This is a genomic window from Streptomyces sp. NPDC091281 (assembly GCF_044757425.1).
In the GTDB taxonomy this organism is placed as follows: Bacteria; Actinomycetota; Actinomycetes; order Streptomycetales; family Streptomycetaceae; genus Streptomyces.
Map to the genome: position 1 here is coordinate 218058 of NZ_JBIVUY010000003.1, position 25131 is coordinate 243188.

1 protein-coding gene is annotated in these 25131 nt (G+C 75.3%); it reads right to left on the reverse strand.

What is annotated here, in order from left to right; all coding sequences use genetic code 11:
* Positions 1-2: 2 nt before the first annotated feature.
* Positions 3-25082: a type I polyketide synthase gene (locus tag ACIQPQ_RS09710; protein ID WP_401302028.1), complete on the reverse strand. Its 25080-nt coding sequence runs from the start codon at positions 25080-25082 to the stop codon at positions 3-5.
* Between the last annotated feature and the right edge of the window lie 49 nt (positions 25083-25131).

A 25131-nucleotide genomic window follows, 5' to 3' on the forward strand; every position in this document is an offset into this window, starting at 1 on the left:
GATCACGACATCCCGAGTTCTTTGTCGATCAGGTCGAACAGCTCGTCCGCCGTCGCGACGGAGTCGAGTTCCCCGTCGTCGGCGTCGGCGAGTGCCGCTCCGGAGTTCGCGGAGCCGGTGCCGTTGCCGTGTCCGGCACCGTCGCCCTTCCCTGTCCTGTCGTCCTGCTGTGCGCCGTCCTGCCGGGCCGCGTCCTGCCATGCCGCCGCGAGTCCGAGGAGCCGCGAGGTGATCGCCGCGTGGTCGTCGCCGCCGACCGCGGCGGCGGCCAACGCCGCCTCCAGCCGGTCGAGTTCGACCAGCAGCGGAGCGGCCGTGACGGCGGCGCCACCCGTACCGCCACCGGTCGCGCCGCCGGACGGTTCCGGCACCGTGATCTCCGTCAGGAGCAGGGCCGCCAGGTTCGTCGGCGTCGGGTGGTCGAAGACCAGGGTGGCGGGCAGCCGCAGCCTGGTCGCGGCGTTGAGCCGGTTGCGCAGCTCGACCGCGGTGAGCGAGTCGAAGCCCAGCTCCTTGAACGCCTGGTCGGGTTCGATCTCGTCGGCGGAGGCGTGCCCGAGGGTCGCCGCGGCCTGCGCGCACACCAGGTCGACCAGGTACTGCTCCCGGTCGGCCGGTGCCAGCTCCGCGAGCCGCGCGCCGAGGTCCCGCTGGTCGGCGCCGGCCGCTGCCGCCGCCTCCGCCGCCCGCCGGGCGGGTGCCCGTACGAGGCCGCGCAGGAGGGGCGGTACGGCCTCGGCGTGGGCGCGCAGCGTCGGGAGGTCGAGGCCGACCGGCAGGAACAGCGCGCCCCTCCCGGCCACTTCCCCGAACGCGGCGACGTCCAGAAGACCGAGCCCTTGCTCCGCGCTCAGCGGGCGCATCCCGCCGCGCGCCATGCGCCGCAGGTCCGCCTCGCTGAGGTCCGCCGTCATCCCCGCGCCGGGCGCCCAGGCACCCCACGCCAGCGACACACCGGGCAGTCCCGCGGCCCGCCGCTCGGCCGCGAAGGCGTCCAAGTAGGCGTTGGCGGCACCGTAGTTGCCCTGGCCCGCGCTGCCGAACGTACCGGCGACGGAGGAGAAGACGACGAACGCGGAGAGGTCGAGGTGGCGGGTGAGGTCGTCCAGGTGGGCGACCGCGTCCGCCTTCGGCCGCAGGACGGTCGAGAGACGCTCGGGGGTGAGCGAGGAGACCACTCCGTCGTCCAGGACACCGGCCGTGTGGATCACGGCGGTGAGTTCGCGGTCGGCGAGGAGTGCGGCGAGCTGGTCACGGTCGGCCACGTCCAGCGCGGCCACCTCGACATCGGAAGCACCCAAGTCGGCGAGTTCGGCTGCGAGTTCGGTGGCGCCCGGAGCGTCCAGGCCCCGTCGGCTCGCCAGCAGCAGACGCCGTACGCCGCGCTCGGTCACCAGGTGCCGGGCCACCAGCGCGCCCAAGCCACCCGTACCGCCGGTGATCAGAACCGTCCCCTCCGGGTCCAGCGGGGCGGGAACCGTGAGGACGACCTTGCCGACGTGACGCGCCTGGGACAGGTACCGGAACGCCTCCGGTGCCTTGCGCACGTCCCAGCAGGTCACCGGCAGCGGGGCCAGCGCACCCGACTCGAACAGCGCGACCAGGTCGGACAGCATCTCCCCGATCCGCTCGGGGCCCGCCTCCCAGAGGTCGAAGGCGCGGTAGGTGACGCCGTCGTACTGGGCGGCGACCGCTTCCGGGTCGCGGACGTCGGTCTTGCCCATCTCCAGGAACCGGCCACCACCGGGCAGCAGCCGCAGCGACGCGTCCACGAACTCCCCGGCCAGGGAGTCCAGGACGACGTCCACGCCCCGGCCGCCGGTCGCCGCGAGGAAGGCGGCCTCGAAGTGTGTGTCGCGGGACGAGGCGATCCGGGCGTCGTCCAGGCCGAGGGCCCGCAGGGTGTCCCACTTTGCGGGGCTCGCCGTGCCGAACACCTCGGCGCCCAGATGGCGGGCGAGCTGCACGGCGGCCATGCCGACACCGCCGGCCGCCGCGTGCACCAGCACCGACTCCCCCGCCTCGACGGAACCGAGGTCGGTGAGCGCGTAGTAGGCGGTGAGGAACACGATGGGGACCGACGCCGCCTGCGCGAACGTCCAGCCCTCGGGCACCCGTGCCACGGTCCGCGCGTCCGCCACCGCCACCGGACCGAAGGAACCGGGGAACATGCCGAACACGCGGTCGCCGACGGCGAGTCCGGTGACGTCCGGGCCGATCTCGGTGACGACGCCGGAGCCTTCGCCGCCGAGGAGGCCCGCCTCGCCGGGGTACATGCCGAGGGCGTTGAGGACGTCGCGGAAGTTGACTCCCGCCGCGCGGACGGCGATCCGGACCTGCCCGGCCGCCAACTCGGCCGCCGCCTCGGGGAACGGGACGAGGGCGAGGGTGTCGAGGGTGCCCTTGTCGAGGCTGTCGAGGTGCCAGGCGGGCGCGTCGGCCGGGACGGGGAGGCCGTCCGCGACGGGGACGCGGGCCAGGCGGGGCACGTACGGCACGCCGTCGCTCAGCGCGACCTCGGGCTCCCCGGCGGCGAGGGCCGAAGTGAGCGCCGGGACGAGCGCGGTGCGGGAGGTGTCGAGGCCGTCGGTGTCGACCAGCGCGAACCGGTCGGGTGCCTCGGCGCGCGCGGCGCGCACCAGGCCCCACACGGCCGCCAGGGCGGGGTCGGGGGCGGTGCCGTCGACCGGGGCGGCGCCGCGGGTGACGACGACGAGCCGGGAGTCCTCGAACCGCTCCTCCGTCAGCCAGGTGCGGACCGCGTCGAGGACGCGGCCGGTGGCGGCCCGGACGGCGTCGGGACCGGCGCCGCCGGGTCCGGCGGGCAGGAGGACGGTCGCGGGGACGGTGTCGGGCAGCGCCGTGAGGTCGGTGCTGACCGGGACGCCGGGGACGAGCGGGTCGGTGCCGACGACCGCGAGCGTGCCGTACGCGGGTGTGTCGGTGTCGGGCAGGGCGGCCTTCGTCCAGTCGACCTGGAAGAGGTCGTCGTGGTGGCCGCCCGCCTCGGCGCGGGTGGCGAGGTCGCCGGAGACCTGGCGCAGGAGAAGCGACTCGACGGCGGCGACGCGGCCGCCGGCGGGGTCGGCGAGGTGGAGGGCGACCGCCTCGGGTCCGGCCTGGACCATGCGGACACGCAGGGAGCGCGCGCCGGAGGCCCGCAGGGAGACCCCGCTCCAGGAGAAGGGGAGGCGGCCGTGGCCCGCGTCGGCCAGCGACACGAACATCATCGCGTGCAGGGCGGAGTCGAGCAGTGCGGGGTGGACCGCGAACAATCCGGCCAGCCGCTCGTGGGCGTCGGGCAGGCCGACCTCCGCGAACACCTCGTCGCCGCGCCGCCAGACCGCGCGCAGGCCCTGGAAGACGGGACCGTAGGCGAATCCGGCCTCGGCGAAGCGGTCGTAGAAGCCGTCCATGGGGACCGGTTCGGCGTGCGGCGGGGGCCAGGCGGTCAAGTCGGGTTCGGCGGACCCGGCCGGTGCGGCGGATTCGGGGCCGGTGGCGAGGAAGCCGCTGGCGTTGAGGGTCCAGGGGTCGGTGTCGAGGGCGTCGTCGGGGCGGGAGTAGACCTCCACGGTGCGCCGGTCGGTGTCGTCGGGTGCGCCGACGCGGACCTGGAGGAGGCGGCCGGTGCGCTCGGGGACGATCAGCGGGGCGGCGATGGTGAGTTCGTCGACGCGGTCGCAGCCGAGCTGTCCGGCGGCGCAGAGGGCGAGTTCGAGGAATCCGGTGCCGGGGAAGAGGACGGTGCCGGTGACGGCGTGGTCCCGCAGCCAGGGGTGGCTGCGCAGGGAGAGCCGTCCGGTGAACAGCACCTCCTCGCTGCCCGCGACACGGACGGCGGCGCCCAGCAGCGGGTGTCCGGCCGAGCCGAGGCCCGCCGAGCCGAGGTCCCCGAGGGTGACTCCGGTGAAGTCGGGCCAGTAGCGGCGGCGTTGGAAGGCGTACGTCGGCAGGGTGACGGGGGTCGTGCGGTCGCCGCCGGTCAGGGGGCGCCAGTCGGCGTCGGTGCCGTGGACGAAGAGGGTGGCCAGGGCGGCGAGCGCCGAGGTGTCCTCGGGGCGGTCCTTGCGCAGCGCCGGGACGAAGACCGCCGTACCGGGGTCGTCGAGGGCGCCCTGGGCGAGCGCGGTGAGGGTGCCGTCGGGGCCCAGCTCCAGGAACCTGGTCGCGCCTTCGGCTTCGAGGGTGGTGACGGCGTCGGCGAAGCGGACCGCCTGGCGGACGTGACGCACCCAGTAGTCGGGGGCAGTCCACTCGTCGGCGGTGACGGTCTCGCCGGTCACCGTGGAGACGAGGTCCAGCTTGGGGGTGTCGTAGGTGAGGCTCTCGGCGACCTTGCGGAAGTCGGCGAGCATCGGCTCCATCAGCGGGGAGTGGAAGGCGTGGCTGACGCGCAGGGCTGTGGTCTTGCGGCCGTCCTCCCGGAAGAGGTCCTCGATCTCCGCCACGGCGTCGGCCTCGCCCGCGATCACCACGGAGCGGGGGCCGTTGACCGCGGCCAGACCCACACGGTCGCCCAGAAGCGGCAGCACCTCGTCCTCCGCCGCCTGGACGGCGACCATCGCCCCACCCTCCGGGAGGGCCTGCATCAACCTGCCCCGCGCGACGACGAGTCGGCACGCATCGGCCAGCGACCAGACCCCCGCCACGTGCGCGGCGGCGATCTCACCGATCGAGTGCCCGGCCAGGACGTCGGGACGGACGCCCCACGACTCCAGCAGCCGGAACAGCGCCACCTCCAACGCGAACAAAGCGGGCTGCGCGAACTCCGTCCGGTTCAGGGCCTCGGCGTCCGCGCCGAACACCACCTCCCGCAACGCGCGCGGCAGTTCCACGTCCACGTGCGCGCAGACCGCGTCGAAGGCATCCGCGAACACCGGATACACCTCATACAACTCCCGGCCCATGCCCAGCCGCTGGGCACCCTGGCCCGCGAAGAGGAACGCCGTACGGCCGTCTTTGCGGGCCGTGCCGACGGCTCCGTCGGCGGGTCCGGTGTCGGAGGCGACGGCTTCCAGTGCGGCGACGAGGGCGTTCCGGTCGCGGCCCCAGACGACGGCCCGGTGGTCGAAGAGGGAGCGTGACCGCACCAACGCGGCGGCGATGTCCGCCACTCGGGTCTCGGGGTGGGCGGCGGTCGCCGCCGCGAGGCGGGCGGCCTGCTGCCGCAGGGCGGCGGCCGTGCGCGCGGACACCACCCACGGGACGGTGCCGTGGGGCGCGGTGACCGGCTCGGGCCGCGCCTCGGGGGCGGGCGGTTCCGCCAGCAGGATGTGGGCGTTGGTGCCGCTGATGCCGAAGGAGGAGACGCCCGCGCGGCGGGCGCGGCCCTCCCGCACCGGCCATTCCTGGGGCTCGGTGAGCAGTTCCACGGCGCCCGCCGACCAGTCGACGTGGGAGGACGGCTCGGTCACGTGGAGGGTGCGGGGCAGGGTGCCGTGCTGCATGGCGAGGACCATCTTGATGACGCCCGCGGCGCCCGCGGCGGCCTGCGTGTGGCCGATGTTCGACTTCACCGACCCCAGCCACAGGGGCTGTTCACGGTCCTGGCCGTACGTGGCGAGGAGGGCCTGTGCCTCGATCGGGTCGCCCAGCGCGGTGCCGGTGCCGTGCGCCTCGACGGCGTCGACGTCGGCCGCCGCGAGTCCCGCGCCTGCCAGGGCCTGGCGGATGACGCGCTGCTGGGAGGGTCCGTTGGGGGCGGTGAGGCCGTTGGAGGCGCCGTCCTGGTTGACGGCCGACCCGGCGACGACCGCCAGGACGGGGCGTCCGGCGCGGCGGGCGTCGGAGAGGCGTTCGACGAGGACGAGGCCCGCGCCCTCGGCGAATCCGGCGCCGTCGGCGCTGTCGGAGAAGGCCTTGCTGCGGCCGTCGGCGGCGAGGCCGCGCTGACGGCTGAAGTCGAGGAAGAGTCCCGGCGTCGACATGACGGTGACGCCGCCCGCGAGGGCGAGGTCGCACTCCCCGGAGCGCAGCGCCTGGGCGGCGAGGTGGAGGGCGACCAGGGCGGAGGAGCAGGCGGTGTCGACGGTGACCGCCGGGCCCTCCAGGCCGAGGGTGTAGGAGACGCGGCCGGAGACGACGCTCGCCGCGTTGCCGGTGCCGAGGTGGCCGCCGACGTCCTCGCCGGAGGCGACGATGAGCGGGGTGTAGTCGTTGCCGTTGGTGCCCGCGAAGACGCCGGTCCGGGTGCCGCGCAGGGTCGTCGGGTCGACGCCCGCCCGCTCGAACGTCTCCCAGGCCAGTTCCAGCAGCAGTCGCTGCTGCGGGTCCATGGCGACGGCCTCGCGGGGCGAGATCCCGAAGAACGCCGGGTCGAAGTCGGCCATGGCGCGCAGGAATCCGCCTTCGCGGGCGGTGCACGTGCCGGGGTGGTCGGGGTCGGGGTGGTAGAGGCCGTCCACGTCCCAGCCGCGGTCGGTGGGGAACGTGCCGACGGCGTCGGTGCCGTCCGCGAGCAGGTTCCAGAACTCCTCGGGGCTGTCGGCGCCGGGGAAGCGGCAGCTCATCGCCGTGATGACGATCGGGTCGGCGTCGGCGGCCGTACCGGAGGCGGGTGCTCTCCCGGCGGCCGGGGACGCCGCGGCGGAGGCGCCCGCCGTGGCGGGCGTGCCGGGGTCGCCGAGTTCGGTGAGGAGCAGGCGGGCCAGGTCGGCGCAGGTGGGGTGGTCGAAGACGAGGGTGGCCGGGAGGCGCAGTCCGGTGATCTTGTTCATGCCGTTGCGGAGTTCGACGGCGCTGAGGGAGTCGAAGCCGAGGTCGCTGAAGGCGCGGGTCGGTTCGACGGACTGGGGGCCGGGGTGGCCGAGGACGGTGGCGACGTAGCCGCGGACGACGTCGAGGACGGCGTCGGCGCGGTCGGTGCCGGTGAGTCCGGCGACGTGCCGCAGCAGGGCGGGCGTGTCGCCGTCCGCGCCGTCGGTGAGGGCGTCGCCGGTGCCGCCGGTCGCGGTGCCGGGGGCCGGGTCGAGGACGCGGCGGGCGTCGGGCAGGTCGCGCAGCAGGGCGCTGGGCCGGGAGCCGGTGAAGGCGGGCGCGAAGCGTTCCCAGCCGATGTCGGTGACGGCGAGGTAGGTCTCGCCGTGGTCGATGGCCTGCTGGAGGGCCTGGCAGGCCAGGTCGGGCCGCATGTCGTAGACGCCGTAGCGGCGCAGGCGTTCGCCGACGGCGCCGTCGCCCATGCCGCCGTCGGCCCAGTGGCCCCAGGCGACGGAGGTGGCGGGCAGGCCCTCGGCGCGGCGCTGCTGGGCGAGGGCGTCGAGGAAGGCGTTGCCGGGGGCGTAGTTGCCGAGGCCGGGGCCGCTGATGGTGCCGGAGGTGGAGGAGAACAGGACGAACGCGGAGAGGTCGAGGCCGCGGGTGAGTTCGTGGAGGTGGACGGCGGCGGTGGCCTTGGTGCGCAGCACGGGCTGCATGCGGCCGGCGTCGAGGCCTTCGATGACGCCGTCGTCGAGGGAGCCCGCGATGTGCAGGACCGCGTCGAGGGGGTGTTCGGCGGGGACCGTGGCGAGCAGCGCGCCGAGGGCGTCGCGGTCGGCGACGTCGCAGGCGGCGAGGGTGACGCGGCCCGCGCCGAGGCGGGTCAGCTCGGCGGTGAGGTCGGCGGCGCCGGGGGCGTCGGCGCCGCGTCGGCTGGTGAGCAGCAGGTGCGGGGCGCCCTGGGCGGCGAGCCAGCGGGCGATGTGGCCGCCGACGGCGCCGGTGCCGCCGGTGAGGAGGACGGTGCCGCGGGGCCGCCAGGCGGGGCCGGGCGGGGTGGTGTCGGCGAGGGGGGCGCGCAGCAGGCGGCGGCCGTAGGTGCCGGAGGCGCGCAGCGCGGTCTGGTCCTCGCCGTCGGGGCGGGCGAGGAGGGCGCAGAGGCGGTCGGCGGCGCGCCGGTCGAGGGTGGCGGGGAGGTCGACGAGGCCGCCCCAGCGGTCGGAGTGTTCGAGGGCGGCGACGCGGCCGAGGCCCCAGACGAGGGCCTGCGGGGCGCTGAGGACGGTCTCCGACGCGGTGACGGCGACGGCGCCGTGGGTGGCGCACCACAGGGGCGCGCTGATGCCGAGGTCGCCGAGGGCCTGCACGAGGGCGAGGGTGGCGGCGAGTCCGGCGGGCACGGAGGGGTGGTCGGGGTGGGGGGTCTCGTCGAGGGCGAGGAAGGAGAGGACGCCACCGAGGCCGGTGCCCACGGCGGGGTCCGGGCCGGCCGGGGCGGGGTCGGTGGCGCCGTCGCGGAGGGCGGTGGTGAGGAGTGCGGCGAGCGCGGCGCGGTCGGTGGCGGCGTGGGCGTCGCCGGGGACGACGACGTGGACGGGGACGCCGCGTTCGGTGAGGGCCTGCCGGGTGGCGGCGGCGAGGGGGTGTCCGTCGGCGGGGGCGAGGAGGAGCCAGGTGCCGTCCGGCGGGGCGGCGGCGGTGTCCTGGGCGAGGGGGGTCCAGCCGACGGTGTAGCGCCAGGTGTCGACGGTGGACCGTTCCCTGCTGCCGCGCCGCCACGCGGACAGGGCGGGCAGCACCTCGCTGAGGGGGGTGTCGCCGTCGAGGTGGAGGGCGGCGGTGAGGGAGTCGAGGTTCTCCTCCTCGACGGTCCGCCAGAACTCCGTCTCGGCCTCGTCGCCCGGCCGGGGCGTGCCCGGGGCGGCCGATTCGGCGGCGGGGTCGCGGAGTTCGGGCCACAGGCGCTGCCGCTGGAAGGCGTAGGTGGGCAGGTCGACGCGGTGGGCGCCGGTCGCGGCGAACACGGCGTGCCAGTCGACGGGGGCGCCGTGGGCGTGGGCCTCGGCGAGGGAGGTGAGGAAGCGGTCGAGGCCGCCCTGGTCGCGGCGGAGGGTGGACAGGACGACGGCGTCGGCGCCGGTGTCGTCGATGGTGTCGCGCAGTCCGAAGGCGACGACGGGGTGCGGGCCGACCTCGATGAAGGTGCGGTGTCCGGCGGCGAGCAGTCCGCGCACGGCGTCCTCGAAGCGGACGGTCTCGCGCAGGTTGGTGTACCAGTAGGCGCCGTCGAGCGGGGTGGCGTCGTCGAGCCAGTCGCCGGTGACGGCGGAGCGGTACGGCACCTCCGCCGGCCGGGGGCGGAGGCCGTCGAGGGCTTCCAGGACGGGGCCGCGCAGGGGTTCGACGTGGGCGGAGTGGCTGCCGTAGTCGACGGCGACGCGGCGGGCGCGGACGCCGTCGGCGGTCAGCTCGGCGTGGAGGGTGTCGAGGGCGTCGGCGGCGCCGGACACGACGACGGATGCGGGCCCGTTGACGGCGGCGACGGCGAGCCGGTCGCCGTAGGGCTCCAGGCGGGTGCGGGCCTGGTCGGCGGGGAGCGGGACGGACATCATGCCGCCGTCGCCCGCGATGGCGGTGATGGCCCGGCTGCGCAGCGCGGCGACGCGGGCGCCGTCCTCCAGGGACAGGGCTCCGGCGACGACGGCGGCGGCGATCTCGCCCTGGCTGTGGCCGACGACCGCGGCGGGTTCGACGCCGTAGGAGCGCCACAGGTGGGCCAGGGAGACCATCACGGCCCACAGGACGGGCTGGACGACGTCGACGCGGTCGAGGTCGGGGGCGTCGGGTCCGCCGCGCAGGGCGGCGGTGAGCGACCAGTCGGTGTACGGGGCGAGGGCTTCCTCGCACTCGGCGATGCGGCGGGCGAACTCGGGTGCGGTGTCGAGGAGTTCGCGGCCCATGCCGGGCCATTGGGCGCCCTGGCCGGGGAAGACGAGGACGGGTCCGGTGCCGCGCCGGTCGGTGCCGCGGACGAGGTCGGTGATCATCTCCTCGTCGGCGAGGTCGCGCAGTCCGCTTGCCAGGGCGTCCGGGTCGGTGGCGAGGACGACGGCCCGCTGTTCGAACGCGGTGCGGGTGGTGGCGAGGGACAGCCCGAGGTCGGTGAGGGCGACGCCGTCGTGGTCGCGGAGGTGGGCGAGGAGGCGGGCGGCCTGGGCGCGCAGCCCGTCGGAGGTCCGGGCGGACAGCGGGACGGGGACGACGGGCAGCGTGGCGCGCCCGGTGTCCTCGGCAGGCGCCTCCACGCTGACGCCCAAGTCGGGTGCGGGGGTGGGGGCCTCGGCGACGATGACGTGCGCGTTGGTGCCGCTCATGCCGAACGAGGAGACACCGGCGCGGCGCGGGCGGCCGGTCTCGGGCCAGGGGCGCGGCGCGTCGAGGAGCCGTACCGTCCCGGCCGACCAGTCGACCTCGGTGGTGGGGTGCTCGGCGTACAGGGTGGCGGGCAGGAGGCCGTTGCGGAGCGCCATCACCATTTTGATGACGCCGCCGACGCCGGCGGCGGCCTGCGAGTGGCCGATGTTCGACTTGAGGGAGCCGAGCCACAGCGGCCGGTCCTCGGCGCGTTCGCGGCCGTAGACGGCGATCAGGGCCTGGGCCTCGATGGGGTCGCCGAGGGTGGTGCCGGTGCCGTGCGCCTCGACCGCGTCGACGTCGGCGGGGGTGAGGCCGCCGGAGGCGAGGGCGGCGCGGATGACGCGCTGCTGGGAGGGGCCGTTGGGGGCGGTGAGGCCGTTGGAGGCGCCGTCCTGGTTGAGGGCGCTGCCCTGGACGACGGCGAGGACGGGGTGGCCGAGGCGGCGGGCGTCGGAGAGGCGTTCGACGACGACCATGCCGACGCCCTCGGCCCAGCTCGCGCCGTCGGCGTCGGCGGAGAACGGCTTGCAGCGGCCGTCCTCGGCGAGGGCCCGCTGGCGGCTGAACTCGATGAGCGAGCCCGGCGTCGACATGACGGTGACGCCGCCCGCGAGGGCGAGGTCGCACTCGCCCTGGCGGAGCGCCTGGACGGCGAGGTGCAGGGCGACGAGGGAGGAGGAGCAGGCGGTGTCGACGGAGAGCGCGGGTCCTTCGAGGCCGAGGGTGTAGGCGATCCGGCCGGACAGGACGCTCGGCGAGTTCCCGGTGCCGATGTAGCCCTCGAAGCTGTCCTTGGCGACGCCGAGGATGTTGACGTAGTCCTGGTAGGTGACGCCCGCGAAGACGCCGGTCAGGCTGCCGCGGCGGGACGCCGGGTCGATGCCCGCCCGTTCCAGGGCCTCCCAGGAGGTCTCCAGGAGGAGCCGCTGCTGGGGGTCCATGGCGAGGGCCTCGCGCGGCGAGATGCCGAAGAAGCCGGGGTCGAAGCGGCTGGCGTCGTGGAGGAAGCCGCCCTCGCGGGCGTAGCAGGTGCCGGGGTGGTCGGGGTCGGGGTGGTAGAGCGCGGCGAGGTCCCAGCCGCGGTCGGCGGGCAGCGGGGAGATGCCGTCGCCCTGCGTGGCGACGAGGTCCCACAGTTCCTCGGGGCTGGTGATGCCGCCGGGGTAGCGGCAGGCCATGCCGACGATGACGACGGGGTCGTCGTCGAGGGGGACGGCGCGCGGCGCGGCGGGCGTCCGGTCGTCGGCGAGGGCGCCGAACAGTTCCTCGTCGAGGTGGGTGGCGAGCGCGAGGGGCGTGGGGTGGTCGAAGACGAGGGTGGCGGGCAGCAGGACGCCGAGGTCGGTGCCGAGCCGGTTGCGGAGTTCGACCGCGGTGATGGAGCCGAACCCGAGGTCCTTGAAGACGCGGGAGGGTTCGACCTCGTCGACGTCCACGTAGTCCAGGACGGCGGCGGTCGTGCGGCGCACCAACTCCAGTAGGACGCGCCGCCGTTCGGCGGAGGGGCGGGGGGCGAGGCGGTCGAGGAGGCCGGTCCCGCCGTCCGCCGCGGGGCCGGTCCGCCCGTCCGTGGCGTCGGCGGCGGCGCGACGGCGCGTGGACCGGCGGGCGGTGGCGGGCGCGGCCGTCTGCCGGGCCTCGGTCTCGGCCTCGGTCTCGGTCTCGGACGTATCGGTGGTGTCACCGGCGTGCGCTGCCTCGGGGGTGGTCGGGGCGACCGGGCGCAGGCGGAGGGACGCGACGGTGAGGACGGGCTGTCCGGAGGTGTCGGCGACGCGGAGCGCGACCGTGCTGCCGGTGGTGCCGGCCGGGCGGGTCAGGTGGACGCGGAGGGTGCCCGCGCCGTCGGCGTGGAGGGTGGCGCGCTGCCAGGCGAACAGGAGCAGTCCGTCGCCGAGTCCTTCCGGCAGGCCGAGGCCGAGGGGGTGCAGGGCCGCGTCGAGGAGCGCCGGGTGCAGCCCGAACCGGCCCGCCTGGTCGCGTACTTGCTCGCCGGGGACGATCTCGGCGTACACGTCGCCGCCGCGCCGCCATACGGCGTGCAGGGCGCGGAAGGCGGGCCCGTACTCCAGTCCCGTGCCGGCGGCGAGCCGCTCGTACAGGCCGTCGACGTCGACCTCGTCGGCGCCGGTCGGCGGCCACTCGGCGAGGTCGTGCGTGTCCGCCGGGTCGGCGTCGGGGGCGGGGGCGAGCAGGCCGCTCGCGTGCCGGGTCCATACGGCGGTGGTGTCGCCGTCGGCGGAGTCCGCGGCGGTGGTGTGGTCGGGTGTGTCGGGGCTGGAGTGGACGGTGAGGGCGCGGACGCCTCGCGCGTCGGGCGCGCCGACGCCGACCTGGAGGCGTACGGCACCCTGCTCGGGCACGGTCAGCGGTGTTTCCAGGGTGAGTTCGCGGACCTCGCCGCAGCCGGTCTCGTCCCCGGCGCGGACGGCGAGTTCGAGGAAAGCGGTGCTGGGGACGACGGCGGCGCCGTCGATGCGGTGGTCGCCGAGCCAGGGCTGCGCGCGCAGCGACAGCCGCCCGGTGAGGACGGTGGCGCCGCTGCCCGCGACGGGGACGACGGCGGTGAGCAGGGGGTGCCCGGTGGCGGCGAGGCCGAGGGTGGCGGGGTCGCCGGACGCGGCGGGCACGTCGAGCCAGTAGCGGCGGTGCTGGAAGGCGTACGTGGGCAGCGGGACGTCCGCCGCGTGGGCGAGGGCCGGGGCGAGGGCCGTCCAGTCGGTGTCGGCGCCGTGGGTGAACAGCGCGGCCACGGCCGCACGGAGGGCGGCGGGTTCGGGCCGGTCGTCGCACAGGGCGGGGATCTGGACGCCGTCGCCGCCGGGCAGGCAGGTGCGGGTGAGGCCGGTGAGGGTGTCGTCGGGGCCGAGTTCGAGCCAGCGGGTGATGTTCTGCCCGGCGAGGGCGTGGACGCCGTCGGCGTAGCGGACGGCCTCGCGGACGTGGCGCACCCAGTAGGCGGGTGAGGTGAGGTCGTCGGTGGTGGCGGTCGTGCCGGTGACGTCGGAGACGACGGGCAGGCGCGGCGCGTGGTAGGTGACGCTCTCGGCGACGGCCCGGAACGCGTCGAGCATGGGGGCCATCAGCGGGGAGTGGAAGGCGTGGCTGACGCGGAGCCGCCGGGTGCGGCGGCCGAGGGCCTCGACGGCGGCGGCGACCGCGGCGGTGGCCTCCTCGGTGCCGGAGACGACGACGGAGAGGGGCCCGTTGACGGCGGCGATGCCGAGGTCGGCCTCCCGTCCGGCGAGGAGCGGCAGCACCTCGTCCTCGGAGGCCTGGAGCGACACCATGGCGCCGCCCGCCGGGAGGTCCTGCATCAACCGGCCGCGGGCGACGACGAGTCGGCAGGCGTCGGACAGCGACCAGACCCCGGCGACGTGCGCGGCGGCGAGTTCGCCGACGGAGTGGCCGAGGAGGACGTCGGGGCGGACACCCCAGGACTCCAGCAGCCGGAAGAGGGCGACTTCCAGGGCGAAGAGGGCGGGTTGGGCGTACTCGGTGCGGTGCAGCCGGTCCGCGTCACCGTCGGCACCGCTGTGCGCGCCGCCGGTCTTCCGCGTCCCGAACACGATGTCGCGCAGGGGTACGTCGAGTTCGGTGTCGACGTGCGCGCACACGGCGTCGAAGGCGTCGGCGAACACCGGGTGAGCCGCGTACAACTCGGCCCCCATGCCGAGGCGTTGCGAGCCCTGTCCGGCGAACAGGAAGGCGGTACGGCCGCCGTGGAGCGCGGAGCCGACGGTGACGTCGGCGGTGGACGCGTCCCCGGTGCCGGGGGCGGGGTGTTCCTCGCCGTCCGCCACGGTCCGCAGCGCGGCCAGCAGACTGTCGCGGTCCTCGCCCCAGAGGACGGCCCGGTGCTCGAAGACGTTCCGGGACCGGACGAGGGAGGCGGCGACCTCGGCGGGCGTGGTGCCGGGGTGCGCGGCGAGGTGCGCGGCGAGCCGGTCGGCCTGGGCGCGCAGGGCGGTCCGGGTGCGGCCGGAGACGATCCAGGGCAGCGGGGTGGGGGCGGCCGGGGTGTCGGCGTGCGGGGTGTCGGCAGGCGCGGCGGCCGTCGGGGGTTCGGGCTGTTCGAGGACTACGTGGGCGTTGGTGCCGGAGACGCCGAAGGCGGAGACACCGGCGCGGCGGGGCCGTCCGGGCAGGCGCGTCCACTCGGTGTTCTCGGTGAGGAGCCGTACCTGTCCCGCCGTCCAGTCCACGTGGGTGGAGGGCCGCTCGGCGTGGAGGGTGCGGGGCAGGACGCCGTGTTCCATGGCGAGCACCGTCTTGATGACACCAGCGACCCCGGCCGCGGCCTGCGCGTGTCCGATGTTGGACTTCAACGAGCCTATGAGCAGCGGCCGTTCACGGTCCTGGCCGTAGGTGGCGAGGAGGGCCTGCGCCTCGATGGGGTCGCCGAGGACGGTGCCGGTGCCGTGGGCCTCGACGGCGTCGACGTCGGCGGGGGTGAGTCCGGCTCCGGCCAGGGCCTGCCGGATGACGCGCTGCTGGGCGGGCCCGTTGGGCGCGGTGAGGCCGTTGGAGGCGCCGTCCTGGTTGACGGCGGACCCGGCGACGACGGCGAGGATCTTGTGGCCGTTGCGGCGGGCGTCGGACATGCGTTCCACGACGAGGACGCCCGCGCCCTCGGCCCAGCCGGTGCCGTCGGCGTCGTCGGAGAACGCCTTGCAGCGGCCGTCGGCGGCCAGGCCGCCCTGGGAGCTGAACTCGACGAAGGCGCCGGGGTCGGCGAGGACGGTGACGCCGCCGACGAGGGCGAGGTCGCACTCGTCGGAGCGGAGGGCCTGCGCGGCGAGGTGCAGGGCGACCAGGGACGACGAGCAGGCGGTGTCGACGGTGACGGCGGGGCCTTCGAGGCCGAAGGTGTAGGCGACGCGGCCGGAGACGACGCTGCCCGCGACGCCGGTGATGAGGTGGCCGCCGAGTCCTTCGGGGACCTCGCGCAGTCCGGCGCCGTAGCCGGAGCTGCCGGCGCCGACGAAGACGCCGGTGCGGCTGCCCTGGAGGGTGTCGGGGCGGATCGCGGCGTGTTCGAGGGCCTCCCAGGACGTCTCGAGGAGCAGCCGCTGCTGCGGGTCGACGGCAAGGGCCTCGCGGGGGGAGATGCCGAAGAAAGCGGCGTCGAAGTCGCCCGCCTCGTGGAGGAAGCCTCCGGCGCGGGCCGCGCTGCGGGCGGCGGAGCCGGGGGTGCCGTGGAGGGCGTCGAGGTCCCAGGCGCGGTCGGTGGGGAACCCGCCGACGGCGTCGGTGCCTTCGCTGACGAGGCGCCACAGGTCGTCCGGTCCGGTGACGTGGCCGGGGAGGCGGCAGGCCATGCCGACGATGACGATCGGGTCGTCGGTGGTGGCGCGCACCGCCGGGAGGGCGCCCCGCCCGCCGGTCGCGGCGGGTTCGGCCGTCTCGTCGGCACCGAGGAGTTCGTGGCGCAGCAGCCGGGCGAGGGCGGTGGGCGTCGGGTGGTCGAAGACGAGGGTGCTGGGCAGGGTGAGGCCGCTCGCGGTGGCGAGCCGGTTGCGGAGTTCGACGGCGGTCAGCGAGTCGAAGCCGAGGTCGCGGAAGGACCGGGTCGCCTCGACGGCGCCGGGGTCGGTGTGCCCGAGGACGGCGGCCACGGCACCGAGGACGACGTCCAGGAGGGCACGGTCGCGGTCGTCGACGGGCAGCGCGGCGATCCGGTCACGCAGCGCCGAACCGGCCTCCTGCGGAGCGGAGTTCGCGGCGGACGCGACGGTCTTGATGCCGGTACGGGTGTCGGTGAGGTCGGTGAGGAGGGCGCTGGGGCGGACGCTGGTGAAGGCGGGGACGAAGCGGTCCCAGGCGACGTCGGCGACCACGGAGAGCGGGTCGCCCGCCGGGACGACGGCACCCAGGGCGCCTACGGCGCGGGCCGGTTCGAGGGCGAGGACACCACGTCGCCGCAGCCCCTCGACGGCTTCCGGGTCTTCGGCCATGCCGCCCCCGGCCCAGGGACCCCAGGCCACGGCGACGCCCGCCAGTCCGCGCGCCCGACGGCTCTCGACCAAGGCGTCGACGTAGGCGTTGGCCGCCGCATAGCCGACCTGGCCGCCGCTCCCCCACGTCCCCGCGATCGACGAGAACACGACGAAGGCGTCCAACTCCCTTTCTCCGAGCGCCGCGTCGAGGTTGACGGCGCCCGCGACCTTCCCCTCCCAGACCTGGCCGACCTCGTCGGCGGTGACGCCGTCGAGGGGACCGTTCACCACGACACCGGCCGCGTGGACGACCGCGTCGGGAGTGTGGGCGGCAAGCAGGGCGGCGACCGCCGCCCGGTCGGTCACGTCGCACGCGACGACCGAGACGTTCTCGGCGCCCAGTGCGAGCAGTTCGTCCCGCACCTCGGCGGCCCCCGGCGCCTCCGGACCCCGGCGGCTGACCAACACCAGCTCGCGGGCGCCTTCTTGGGCGGCCCACCGGGCGACGTGTGCGCCCAGCGCGCCCGTTCCTCCGGTCACCAGGACGGTTCCGCGCGGACGCCACACCGGGCCCCGCTCGGCGGCGGGCACCCGGTCGAGGCGCCGCCCGTACAGGCCCGATCCGCGGACCGCCACCTGGTCCTCGTCGGCGAGCGCGCCGGAGAGGGCGGTGACGAGGCGGCCGGCGGTGCGGGGGTCGAGGTCGGCGGGGAGGTCGAGGAGGCCGCCCCAGCGGGCGAAGGCTTCGAGGGCGGCCACGCGGCCGAGCCCCCAGACGGCGGCCTGCGCCGCGTCCACGGCGCCGCCGTCGGCCCGCCCCACGGAGACGGCGCCCCGGGTGAGCGCCCACAGCGGGGCGTCCACCCCGGCGTCACCGAGCGCCTGGACGAGCAGCAGCGACGCCGTCACGCCGAAGGGCGCGCGCGCGGCGGGGTGGGCCTCGTCGGCGGGCGCGTCCGCGCTGTCGGCGGGTGCGTCCGCGCTGTCGGCGGTCGGTGCGGGGGAGGTGTCGGCCGATGCCAGCAGGGACACCACGCCCGTCACGGGTGCGAGGTCACGCAGCCGGGCGGCGAGGGCCGTGCGGTCGGTGGCGTCGTCGTACGTGAGGCGTTCGACGTCGGCGCCGCCCGCGGTGAGCCCGTCGATCACGGACTCGGCCCAGGCGTCGGCGGTGGTACGGGCGGGCTCGACCACGAGCCAGCGGCCCGACAGGCGGGCGGTGCCGGAGACCGTGGGGAGCGGGCGCCAGCGGACGCGGTAGCGCAGCCCGTCGACGGCGGCCTGTTCGACGCTCTGCCGCCGCCAGGAGGTCAGGGCGGGCAGCACGGCGCCGAGCGCGTCCTCGGCGACGTCCAGCGTGTCCGCGAGGGCGGTGACGTCGGCCTGCTCGACGGCCGTCCAGAACCGGGCGTCGATCTCCCCGCCCGTGCCGGTTCCCGTTGCGGGGGCCGCCGTGGACGGCCAGTAGCGGCGGTGCCGGAACGCGTACGTGGGCAGGTCGGCCACGGGCGGGGCGGCGGCCGGGAAGAGGAGCGACCAGTCGACGTCGGCGCCCCGCACGAACGCGGCGGCCACGGCGGTGGTGAGGGTGTCGGTCTCGGGCCGGTCCTTCCGCAGGACGGGGACGAACAGGCGGTCCCGGTCGGCGACGGTGTCCCGGTCCGTGTCGGTGTCCTGGGCGAGGGCGGTGTCCTGGGCGAGGGCGGTGAGGGTGCCGTCGGGGCCGAGTTCCACGTAGCGGGTGGTGTTCCCGGCGGCGAGCGCGCGGACGGCGTCGGCGTAGCGGACCGTGGCGCAGACGTGCTCCACCCAGTAGTCGGGGGTGGTGAGTTCGTCGGCGGTAGCGGGCGCGCCGGTGACGGTGGAGACGAGGGGCAGCTGCGGCCGCGCGTACGTGAGGCTCTCTGCGACGGCCCGGAACTCCGCCAGCATGGGGTCCATCAGCGGGGAGTGGAAGGCGTGGCTGACGCGCAGGGCGGTCACCTTGCGGTCCAGGGTGCGGAAGTGCGCGGCGATCTCCTCGACCGCTCCCGCCTCACCCGAGACGACCACGGAGCGGGGCCCGTTGACGGCGGCGATGCCGACGCGCGTCGCGTCGAGGAGGGGCAGCACCTCGTCCTCGGCGGCCTGGAGCGCGACCATCGCGCCGCCTTCGGGCAGCGCCTGCATCAACCGGCCGCGCGCGACGACGAGTCGGGACGCGTCGGCGAGGGACCACACCCCCGCGACATGCGCGGCGGCCATTTCACCGATCGAGTGCCCGGCGAGCACGTCGGGGCGGAGCCCCCAGGACTCCAGCAGCCGGAACAGGGCGACTTCGAGCGCGAACAGCGCGGGCTGGGCGAACTCCGTCCGGTTCAGACGTTCGGCGTCCTCCCCGAACACGACCTCCCGGAGCGACACGTCCAACTCGCCGTCGGTGTGCGCGCACACGGCGTCGAAGGCGTCCGCGAAGACCGGATAGGTGTCGTACAGCTCCCGGCCCATGCCGAGCCGCTGGGACCCCTGACCGGCGAACAGGAAGGCCGTACGCCCGCCTTCACCGACTTCACCCGCGACGACACCGGAGCCGGGCTCCCCCGTCGCCAGCGCGTCCAGCCCCGCCAGCAGCTCCGCGCTGTCCGCGCCCCAGACCACGGCCCGGTGCTCGAACACCGACCGCGACCGCACCAACGCCGCACCCAACGCCACCGCGTCCGGCGCCGACTCACCGCGCGCGTAAGCCGACAGCCGCGCCGCCTGGGCGCGCAGCGCCTCACCGTCCCGCGCGGAGATCACCCACGGGACCGAAGTCCCCAGCACCGTGGCGGGCGGCGCCGATGCCTCGGCCGCCTCGGCGGGCTGCTCCAGGACGACGTGGGCGTTGGTGCCGGACACGCCGAAGGCGGAGACGGCCGCACGCCGCGGCCGGTCCGTCACCGCGGGCCAGTCCCGCGCCTCGGTCAGCAGCTCGACCGCTCCGGCGGACCAGTCGACGTGCGAGGACGGCTCGTCCACGTGCAGGGTGCGCGGCAGCACCCCGTGCTGCATCGCGAGGACCATCTTGATCACACCGGCGACACCGGCAGCGGCCTGCGTGTGGCCGATGTTGGACTTCACCGACCCCAGCAGGAGCGGGTGTGCACGGTCCTGGCCGTACGTGGCGATCAGGGCCTGCGCCTCGATCGGGTCACCGAGGGAAGTACCGGTGCCGTGGGCCTCGACCGCGTCCACATCGGACGCGGTGAGCCCGGCCGACGCCAACGCCGCTCGGATGACGCGCTGTTGGGACGGACCGTTCGGAGCCGTGAGACCGTTCGAGGCACCGTCCTGGTTCACCGCAGACCCGGCAACCGTCGCCAACACCCGATGCCCCTGACGCCGGGCATCCGACAACCGCTCCACGACCAGGACACCGACGCCCTCGCCCCAGCCCGTACCGTCGGCGTCGTCGGAGAACGCCTTGCAGCGGCCGTCGGTCGCAAGCCCCCGCTGCCGCGAGAACTCCACGAACGCCCCCGGCGTCGACATCACCGTCACACCACCAGCAAGTGCGAGGTCGCACTCCCCCGACCGCAACGCCTGCACCGCCAGATGCAACGCCACCAACGACGACGAGCACGCCGTATCCACCGTCACCGCAGGACCCTCAAGCCCCAGCACGTACGACACCCGGCCCGACAACACACTCGCCGCGTTACCCGTGCCGACGTGCCCCTCGAAGTCCTCACCCGAGGCGAGGAGAAGACCGGTGTAGTCCTGACCGTTCGTCCCCACGAACACACCGGTCCGACTGCCCCGCAACGCACTTGGCGCGATCCCCGACCGCTCCAAGCCCTCCCACGACACCTCCAACAGCAACCGCTGCTGCGGATCAGCCGCCAACGCCTCCCGCGGACTCATCCCGAAGAACCCCGCGTCGAACCCACCCACACCCTCAAGGAAGGCACCGGTGTCGACCATGGTCGTTCCGGGGCGCTCGCCGTGGGGGTCGTAGAGGGTGGTGAGGTCCCAGCCGCGGTCGGCGGGGAAGGCGCCGACCGTGTCGGTGCCGTCGGCGAGCAGCCGCCACAGGCCCTCGGGGTCCTCGACCCCGCCCGGGAAACGGCAGGCCATGCCGACGATGACGATCGGGTCGTCGGCCGCGTCGGTGGCAGGACGCGCGCCGACGGTGTCCGCGCCCGTCGCGGCGGCCGGGGCGGCGCCGAGGAGGTGGTCGCCGAGGTGGCGGGCCAGGGCGGTGGGGGTGGCGTAGTCGAAGACGAGGGTGGCGGCGAGGCCGGTCACGCCGGTGAGGGCGGTGAGGGCGTTGCGGAGTTCGACGGCGGTGAGGGAGTCCACGCCGAGGTCGCGGAAGTTGCGGTCGGCGCCGACGGCCTCGGGGGTCGGGTAGCCGAGGACGGCGGCGGTGCAGGCCTGCACCGTCTCCAGTAGGACGCGGTCCTGTTCGGCGGGGGTGACGCCGGTCAGCCGGGCGAGGAGTCCGGAGCGGTCGTCGCCGCCTCCGGTACGGCCGTTCGACGCGGTCGGGGCGTCGAGGACGGCGCCGGCCTCGGGGAGCGACGCGATGAGCGGGCTCGGGCGGGTCAGGGTGAACGCGGGGGCGAAGTCGGCCCAGTCCAGGTCGGCGACCGTCACCGTGGGCGCTTCGGCGGCCGTGAGGCGGGCGAGGGCGGCGACGGCGGTGTCCGCGTCCAGGGGCAGGACGCCGCCCCGGCGCATCCGGGCGGCGGAGCCGGTGGTCTGGGCCATGCCGCCGTCGGCCCACGGGCCCCAGGCGAGCGAGGTGGCGGGCAGACCGGCAGCGCGCCGCTGCTCGGCGAGCGCGTCCAAGCAGGCGTTCGCGGCGGCGTAGTTGCCCTGCCCTGCCGCGCCGATGCTTCCGGCGAAGGACGAGAAGAGGACGAAGGCGTCCAGGTCGCGGTCACGGGTCAGTGCGTCCAGATGGGCGGCGCCCAGGGCCTTGGTGCGCAGGACGGTCGCGAACCGCTCCGGAGTCAGCGCGTCGATGACCCCGTCGTCCAGGACACCGGCCGTGTGCACGACGGCGTCCACCGGATGCGCGGCCAACACCCGCTCCAGCGCGGCCCGGTCGGACACGTCACAGGCGACGATGGACACGTCCACGCCCCGCGCCGCCAGCTCGTCGCCCAACTCCAGAGCGCCCGGCGCCTCCAGGCCCCGGCGGCTCACCAACACCAGCCCTGCCGCGCCCTCTTCGGCGACCCAGCGGGCCACCCGCGCGCCCAGCGCACCCGTACCACCCGTCACGAGGACCGTGCCGCGCGGACGCCACGCGGGCGCGTCGCCCCCGGTGGTGACGGGCAGGCGCGTGAGGCGTCGGCCGAACACGCCGGAGGCCCGCACCGCGACCTGGTCCTCGGCGGCGGACGGGTCGGCGGTCAGGACGGCGACGAGGCGCTTGGCGGCGCGGCCGTCGAGCGTTTCGGGCAGGTCGACGAGACCGCCCCAGCGGTCCGGATGCTCCAGCGCGGCGACCCGGCCGAGGCCCCACAGGGCGGCCTGCGCCGGGTCCACGGTCGCGTCGGACCGTCCCACCGACACGGCACCCCGCGTGAGCGCCCACACCCGGCCCGGCACACCCGCGTCGGCGGACGCCTGGAGGACGAGGGCCAGGGCGGCGCAGCGACGTGTGGCGGCGGCGAGGAACCCGTCCGGGTCGCCCACCCCGCCTGTGGTGCCCGCGCCGTCTGTCGCGCCCGCATTGTCTCCGCCGGGTGTTCCGTCGGCGAGCAGGGCGACCCCGGTGACGTCCCCTTCGGCCAGGACTCCGGCGAACCGCGCGGCCAAGTCGGCGCGTTCGGGAGTCTCGGGGAGGTCCACCGTCACGACCTCGGCGCCTTGGGCGGTGAGTTCCGCGATGAGGGCGTTCGGGTCCGTGTCCTGGGCGGTGCCGTACGGACGGAGCAGCAGCCAGCGGCCGGTGAGGGCGCCGGTGGTGCGGTTGGTGAGGGGCTTCCACTGGGTGCGGTAGGTCCAGCGGTCGGCGCGGGAGGTCTCCTGTCGTCGGCGGCGCCAGGCGGACAGCGCCGGGACGAGACCGTCGAGGGAATTCTCGGCCAGGCCGAGGGAGGTGGCCAGCGAGGGCAGGTCGCCGCGGTCGACGGCGTTCCAGAACTCGGCCTCGGGAGCCGGACCGTCCTCGCGCCCGTTCACCGGACCGCCGACGGCGCGCGGCGATCCACCCTGGTCGGTGAGCCAGTACCGCTGGTGCTGGAAGGCGTACGTCGGCAGGGCGACCCGGCGTCCGCCGGGCAGCAGCGCGTCCCAGGCGACAGATGCGCCGTGCGCGTGCAGGCCGGTCAGCGCGGTGAGGACGGTATGCGTCTCCGTACGGTCCTTGCGCAGCGCGGGTACGAGGAAAGCGGCCTCGGGGTGGTCCAGGGAGGCCGCGGCGAGCGCGGTGAGGGTGCCGTCGGGGCCCAGTTCGAGGTACCGGGTGACGCCTCGGGCGGTGAGGGCGCGTACGGCGTCGGCGTACCGGACGGTCTGCCGGACGTGCTGCACCCAGTACTCGGGGTCACCCAGCTCCTCGGCGGTGGCCGTCGCGCCGGTCACCGTGGACACCAGCGGCAGCGACGGCACGCCGTACGTCAGGCTCTCCGCGACGGTACGGAACTCGGCGAGCATCGGCTCCATGAGCGGGGAGTGGAAGGCGTGGCTGACACGGAGCGCGGTGACCCGGCGGCCCTCGGCACGGAAGCGGGCAGCGATCTCCGCCACCGCGTCCGCCGCACCCGAAACGACGACGGAACGGGGGCCATTGACCGCCGCGAGACCTACCCTGGCCTCGTCCGGCAGCGGCAGCACCTCGTCCTCCGAGGCCTCCACCGCCACCATCGCGCCACCCTCCGGCAACGCCTGCATCAACCGGCCCCGCGCGACCACAAGTAGGCACGCATCGCTCAGCGACCAGACCCCGGCCACATGCGCGGCGGCGATCTCACCGATCGAATGCCCGGCCAAGACGTCGGGCCGGACACCCCACGACTCCAACAGCCGGAACAAAGCCACTTCAAGCGCGAACAACGCGGGCTGCGCGAACTCCGTCCGGTTCAGACGCTCGGAGTCCTCCCCGAACACCACATCCCTCAACGCGAAGGGGAGTTCGGCGTCCACCGCGTCGAACGCCTCCGCGAACACCGGGAAGGCCCCGTACAGTTCACGGCCCATGCCGAGCCGCTGCGAGCCCTGTCCCGCGAAGAGGAACGCCGTGCGGCCGTCGGGCTGTTCGGTGCCCGTGACGATCGCCTCACCGTGGGTGCCCTCGGCGAACGCGGACAGTCCGGCGACGAGTTCGGCGTGGTCGGTGCCGAGGACGGCGGCACGGTAGGGCAGCGCGGACCGGTGGGTGGCGAGTGACCAGGCGACGTCGAGCGCTGTGGTGCCGGGGTGTTCGCGGAGGTGGGCGAGGAGGCGACGGGCCTGCTCGGGCAGGGCTTCCGGGGTGCGTGCGGAGAGGACCCAGGGCAGGACGCCCGGCACCGTCGCGGACGTGAACGTGGACGCGGACATGGACGTGGACCGGTCGGCGTTCGTGCCGCCTTTCCCGTTCTTCCCGTCCTGCCCGCCCTGTCCGTCCGTCGCTCCGGCGTCAGTGCCGTTGCCGTCCACGGCATCGGCTGCGGATTCGGCCTCGGGCTGCGGGGCTTCTTCGAGAACGGCGTGGGCGTTGGTGCCGCTCACGCCGAACGCGGAGACGCCCGCCCGGCGGGGGCGGCCGTCGCGACCGGGCCAGTCGCGGGCTTCGGTGAGGAGTTGTACGGCGCCCGCGGACCAGTCGACGTGGGAGGAGGGCTCGTCGACGTGCAGGGTCTGGGGCAGGACTCCGTGCTGGAGGGCGAGGACCATCTTGATCACACCGGCGACCCCGGCGGCGGCCTGCGTGTGCCCGATGTTGGACTTCACCGACCCGAGCCACAGGGGCTGCTCACGGTCCTGGCCGTAGGCGGCGAGGAGGGCTTGGGCTTCGATGGGGTCGCCGAGCGCGGTACCCGTACCATGCGCCTCGACGGCGTCCACGTCCGCCGCCGACAACCCCGCCCCCGCCAGCGCGGCCCGGATGACCCGCTGCTGCGACGGACCGTTCGGCGCCGTCAGACCATTCGACGCACCGTCCTGATTGACCGCACTCCCCCGCACCACAGCCAACACCTGATGACCATGACGCCGGGCATCGGACAGCCGCTCCACCAGCAGCATCCCCACACCCTCCGACCAACCGGTCCCGTCCGCACCCTCCGCGAACGCCTTGCACCGGCCGTCCACCGCAAGCCCCCGCTGCCGCGAGAACTCCACGAACACACCCGGCGTCGACATCACCGTCACACCACCAGCAAGTGCAAGATCACACTCACCCGCCCGCAACGCCTGCACCGCCAGATGCAGGGCGACCAGGGAGGACGAGCACGCCGTGTCGACCGTCACCGCCGGGCCTTCGAGTCCCAGGACGTATGACACGCGGCCGGAGGCGACAGAGGTGGAGTTGCCGGTGAGGAGGTGGCCGCGGACGTCGTCGGGGACCTCGGTGAGGCCCGCGCCGTACTCCTGGTTGCTGCATCCGACGAAGACGCCGGCCCGGCTGCCGCGCGCCGACTCGGGGTCGATGCCCGCGTGTTCGAAGGCCTCCCAGGACGATTCGAGCAGCAGCCGCTGCTGGGGGTCCATGGCGACGGCCTCGCGGGGCGAGACGCCGAAGAACTCGGCGTCGAAGTCGGCGGCGTCGTGGACGAAGCCGCCCTCGCGCGCGTAACTGCCGTCGGCGCGCGTGGCGTCGGGGTCGTAGAGGGCGTCGGTGTTCCAGCCGCGGTCCGTGGGCCACTCGGTGACGGCGTCGCCGCCGTCGACGAGGAGCTGCCAGTACTCCTCGGGGGTGCTGACCCCGCCGGGGAAGCGGCAGCTCATGCCGACGACGGCGATGGGTTCGTCCCCGCGGGACTCCAGTTCCTGGAGCCGCCGACGCGTCTCGGCGAGGTCGGCGGTGACCCACTTGAGGTAGTCCCGGAGCTTGTCTTCATTCGCCATTGGAACTAGCCCCATACGTCGTAGCGGTAAGAACAATGCGGCGTGGTAC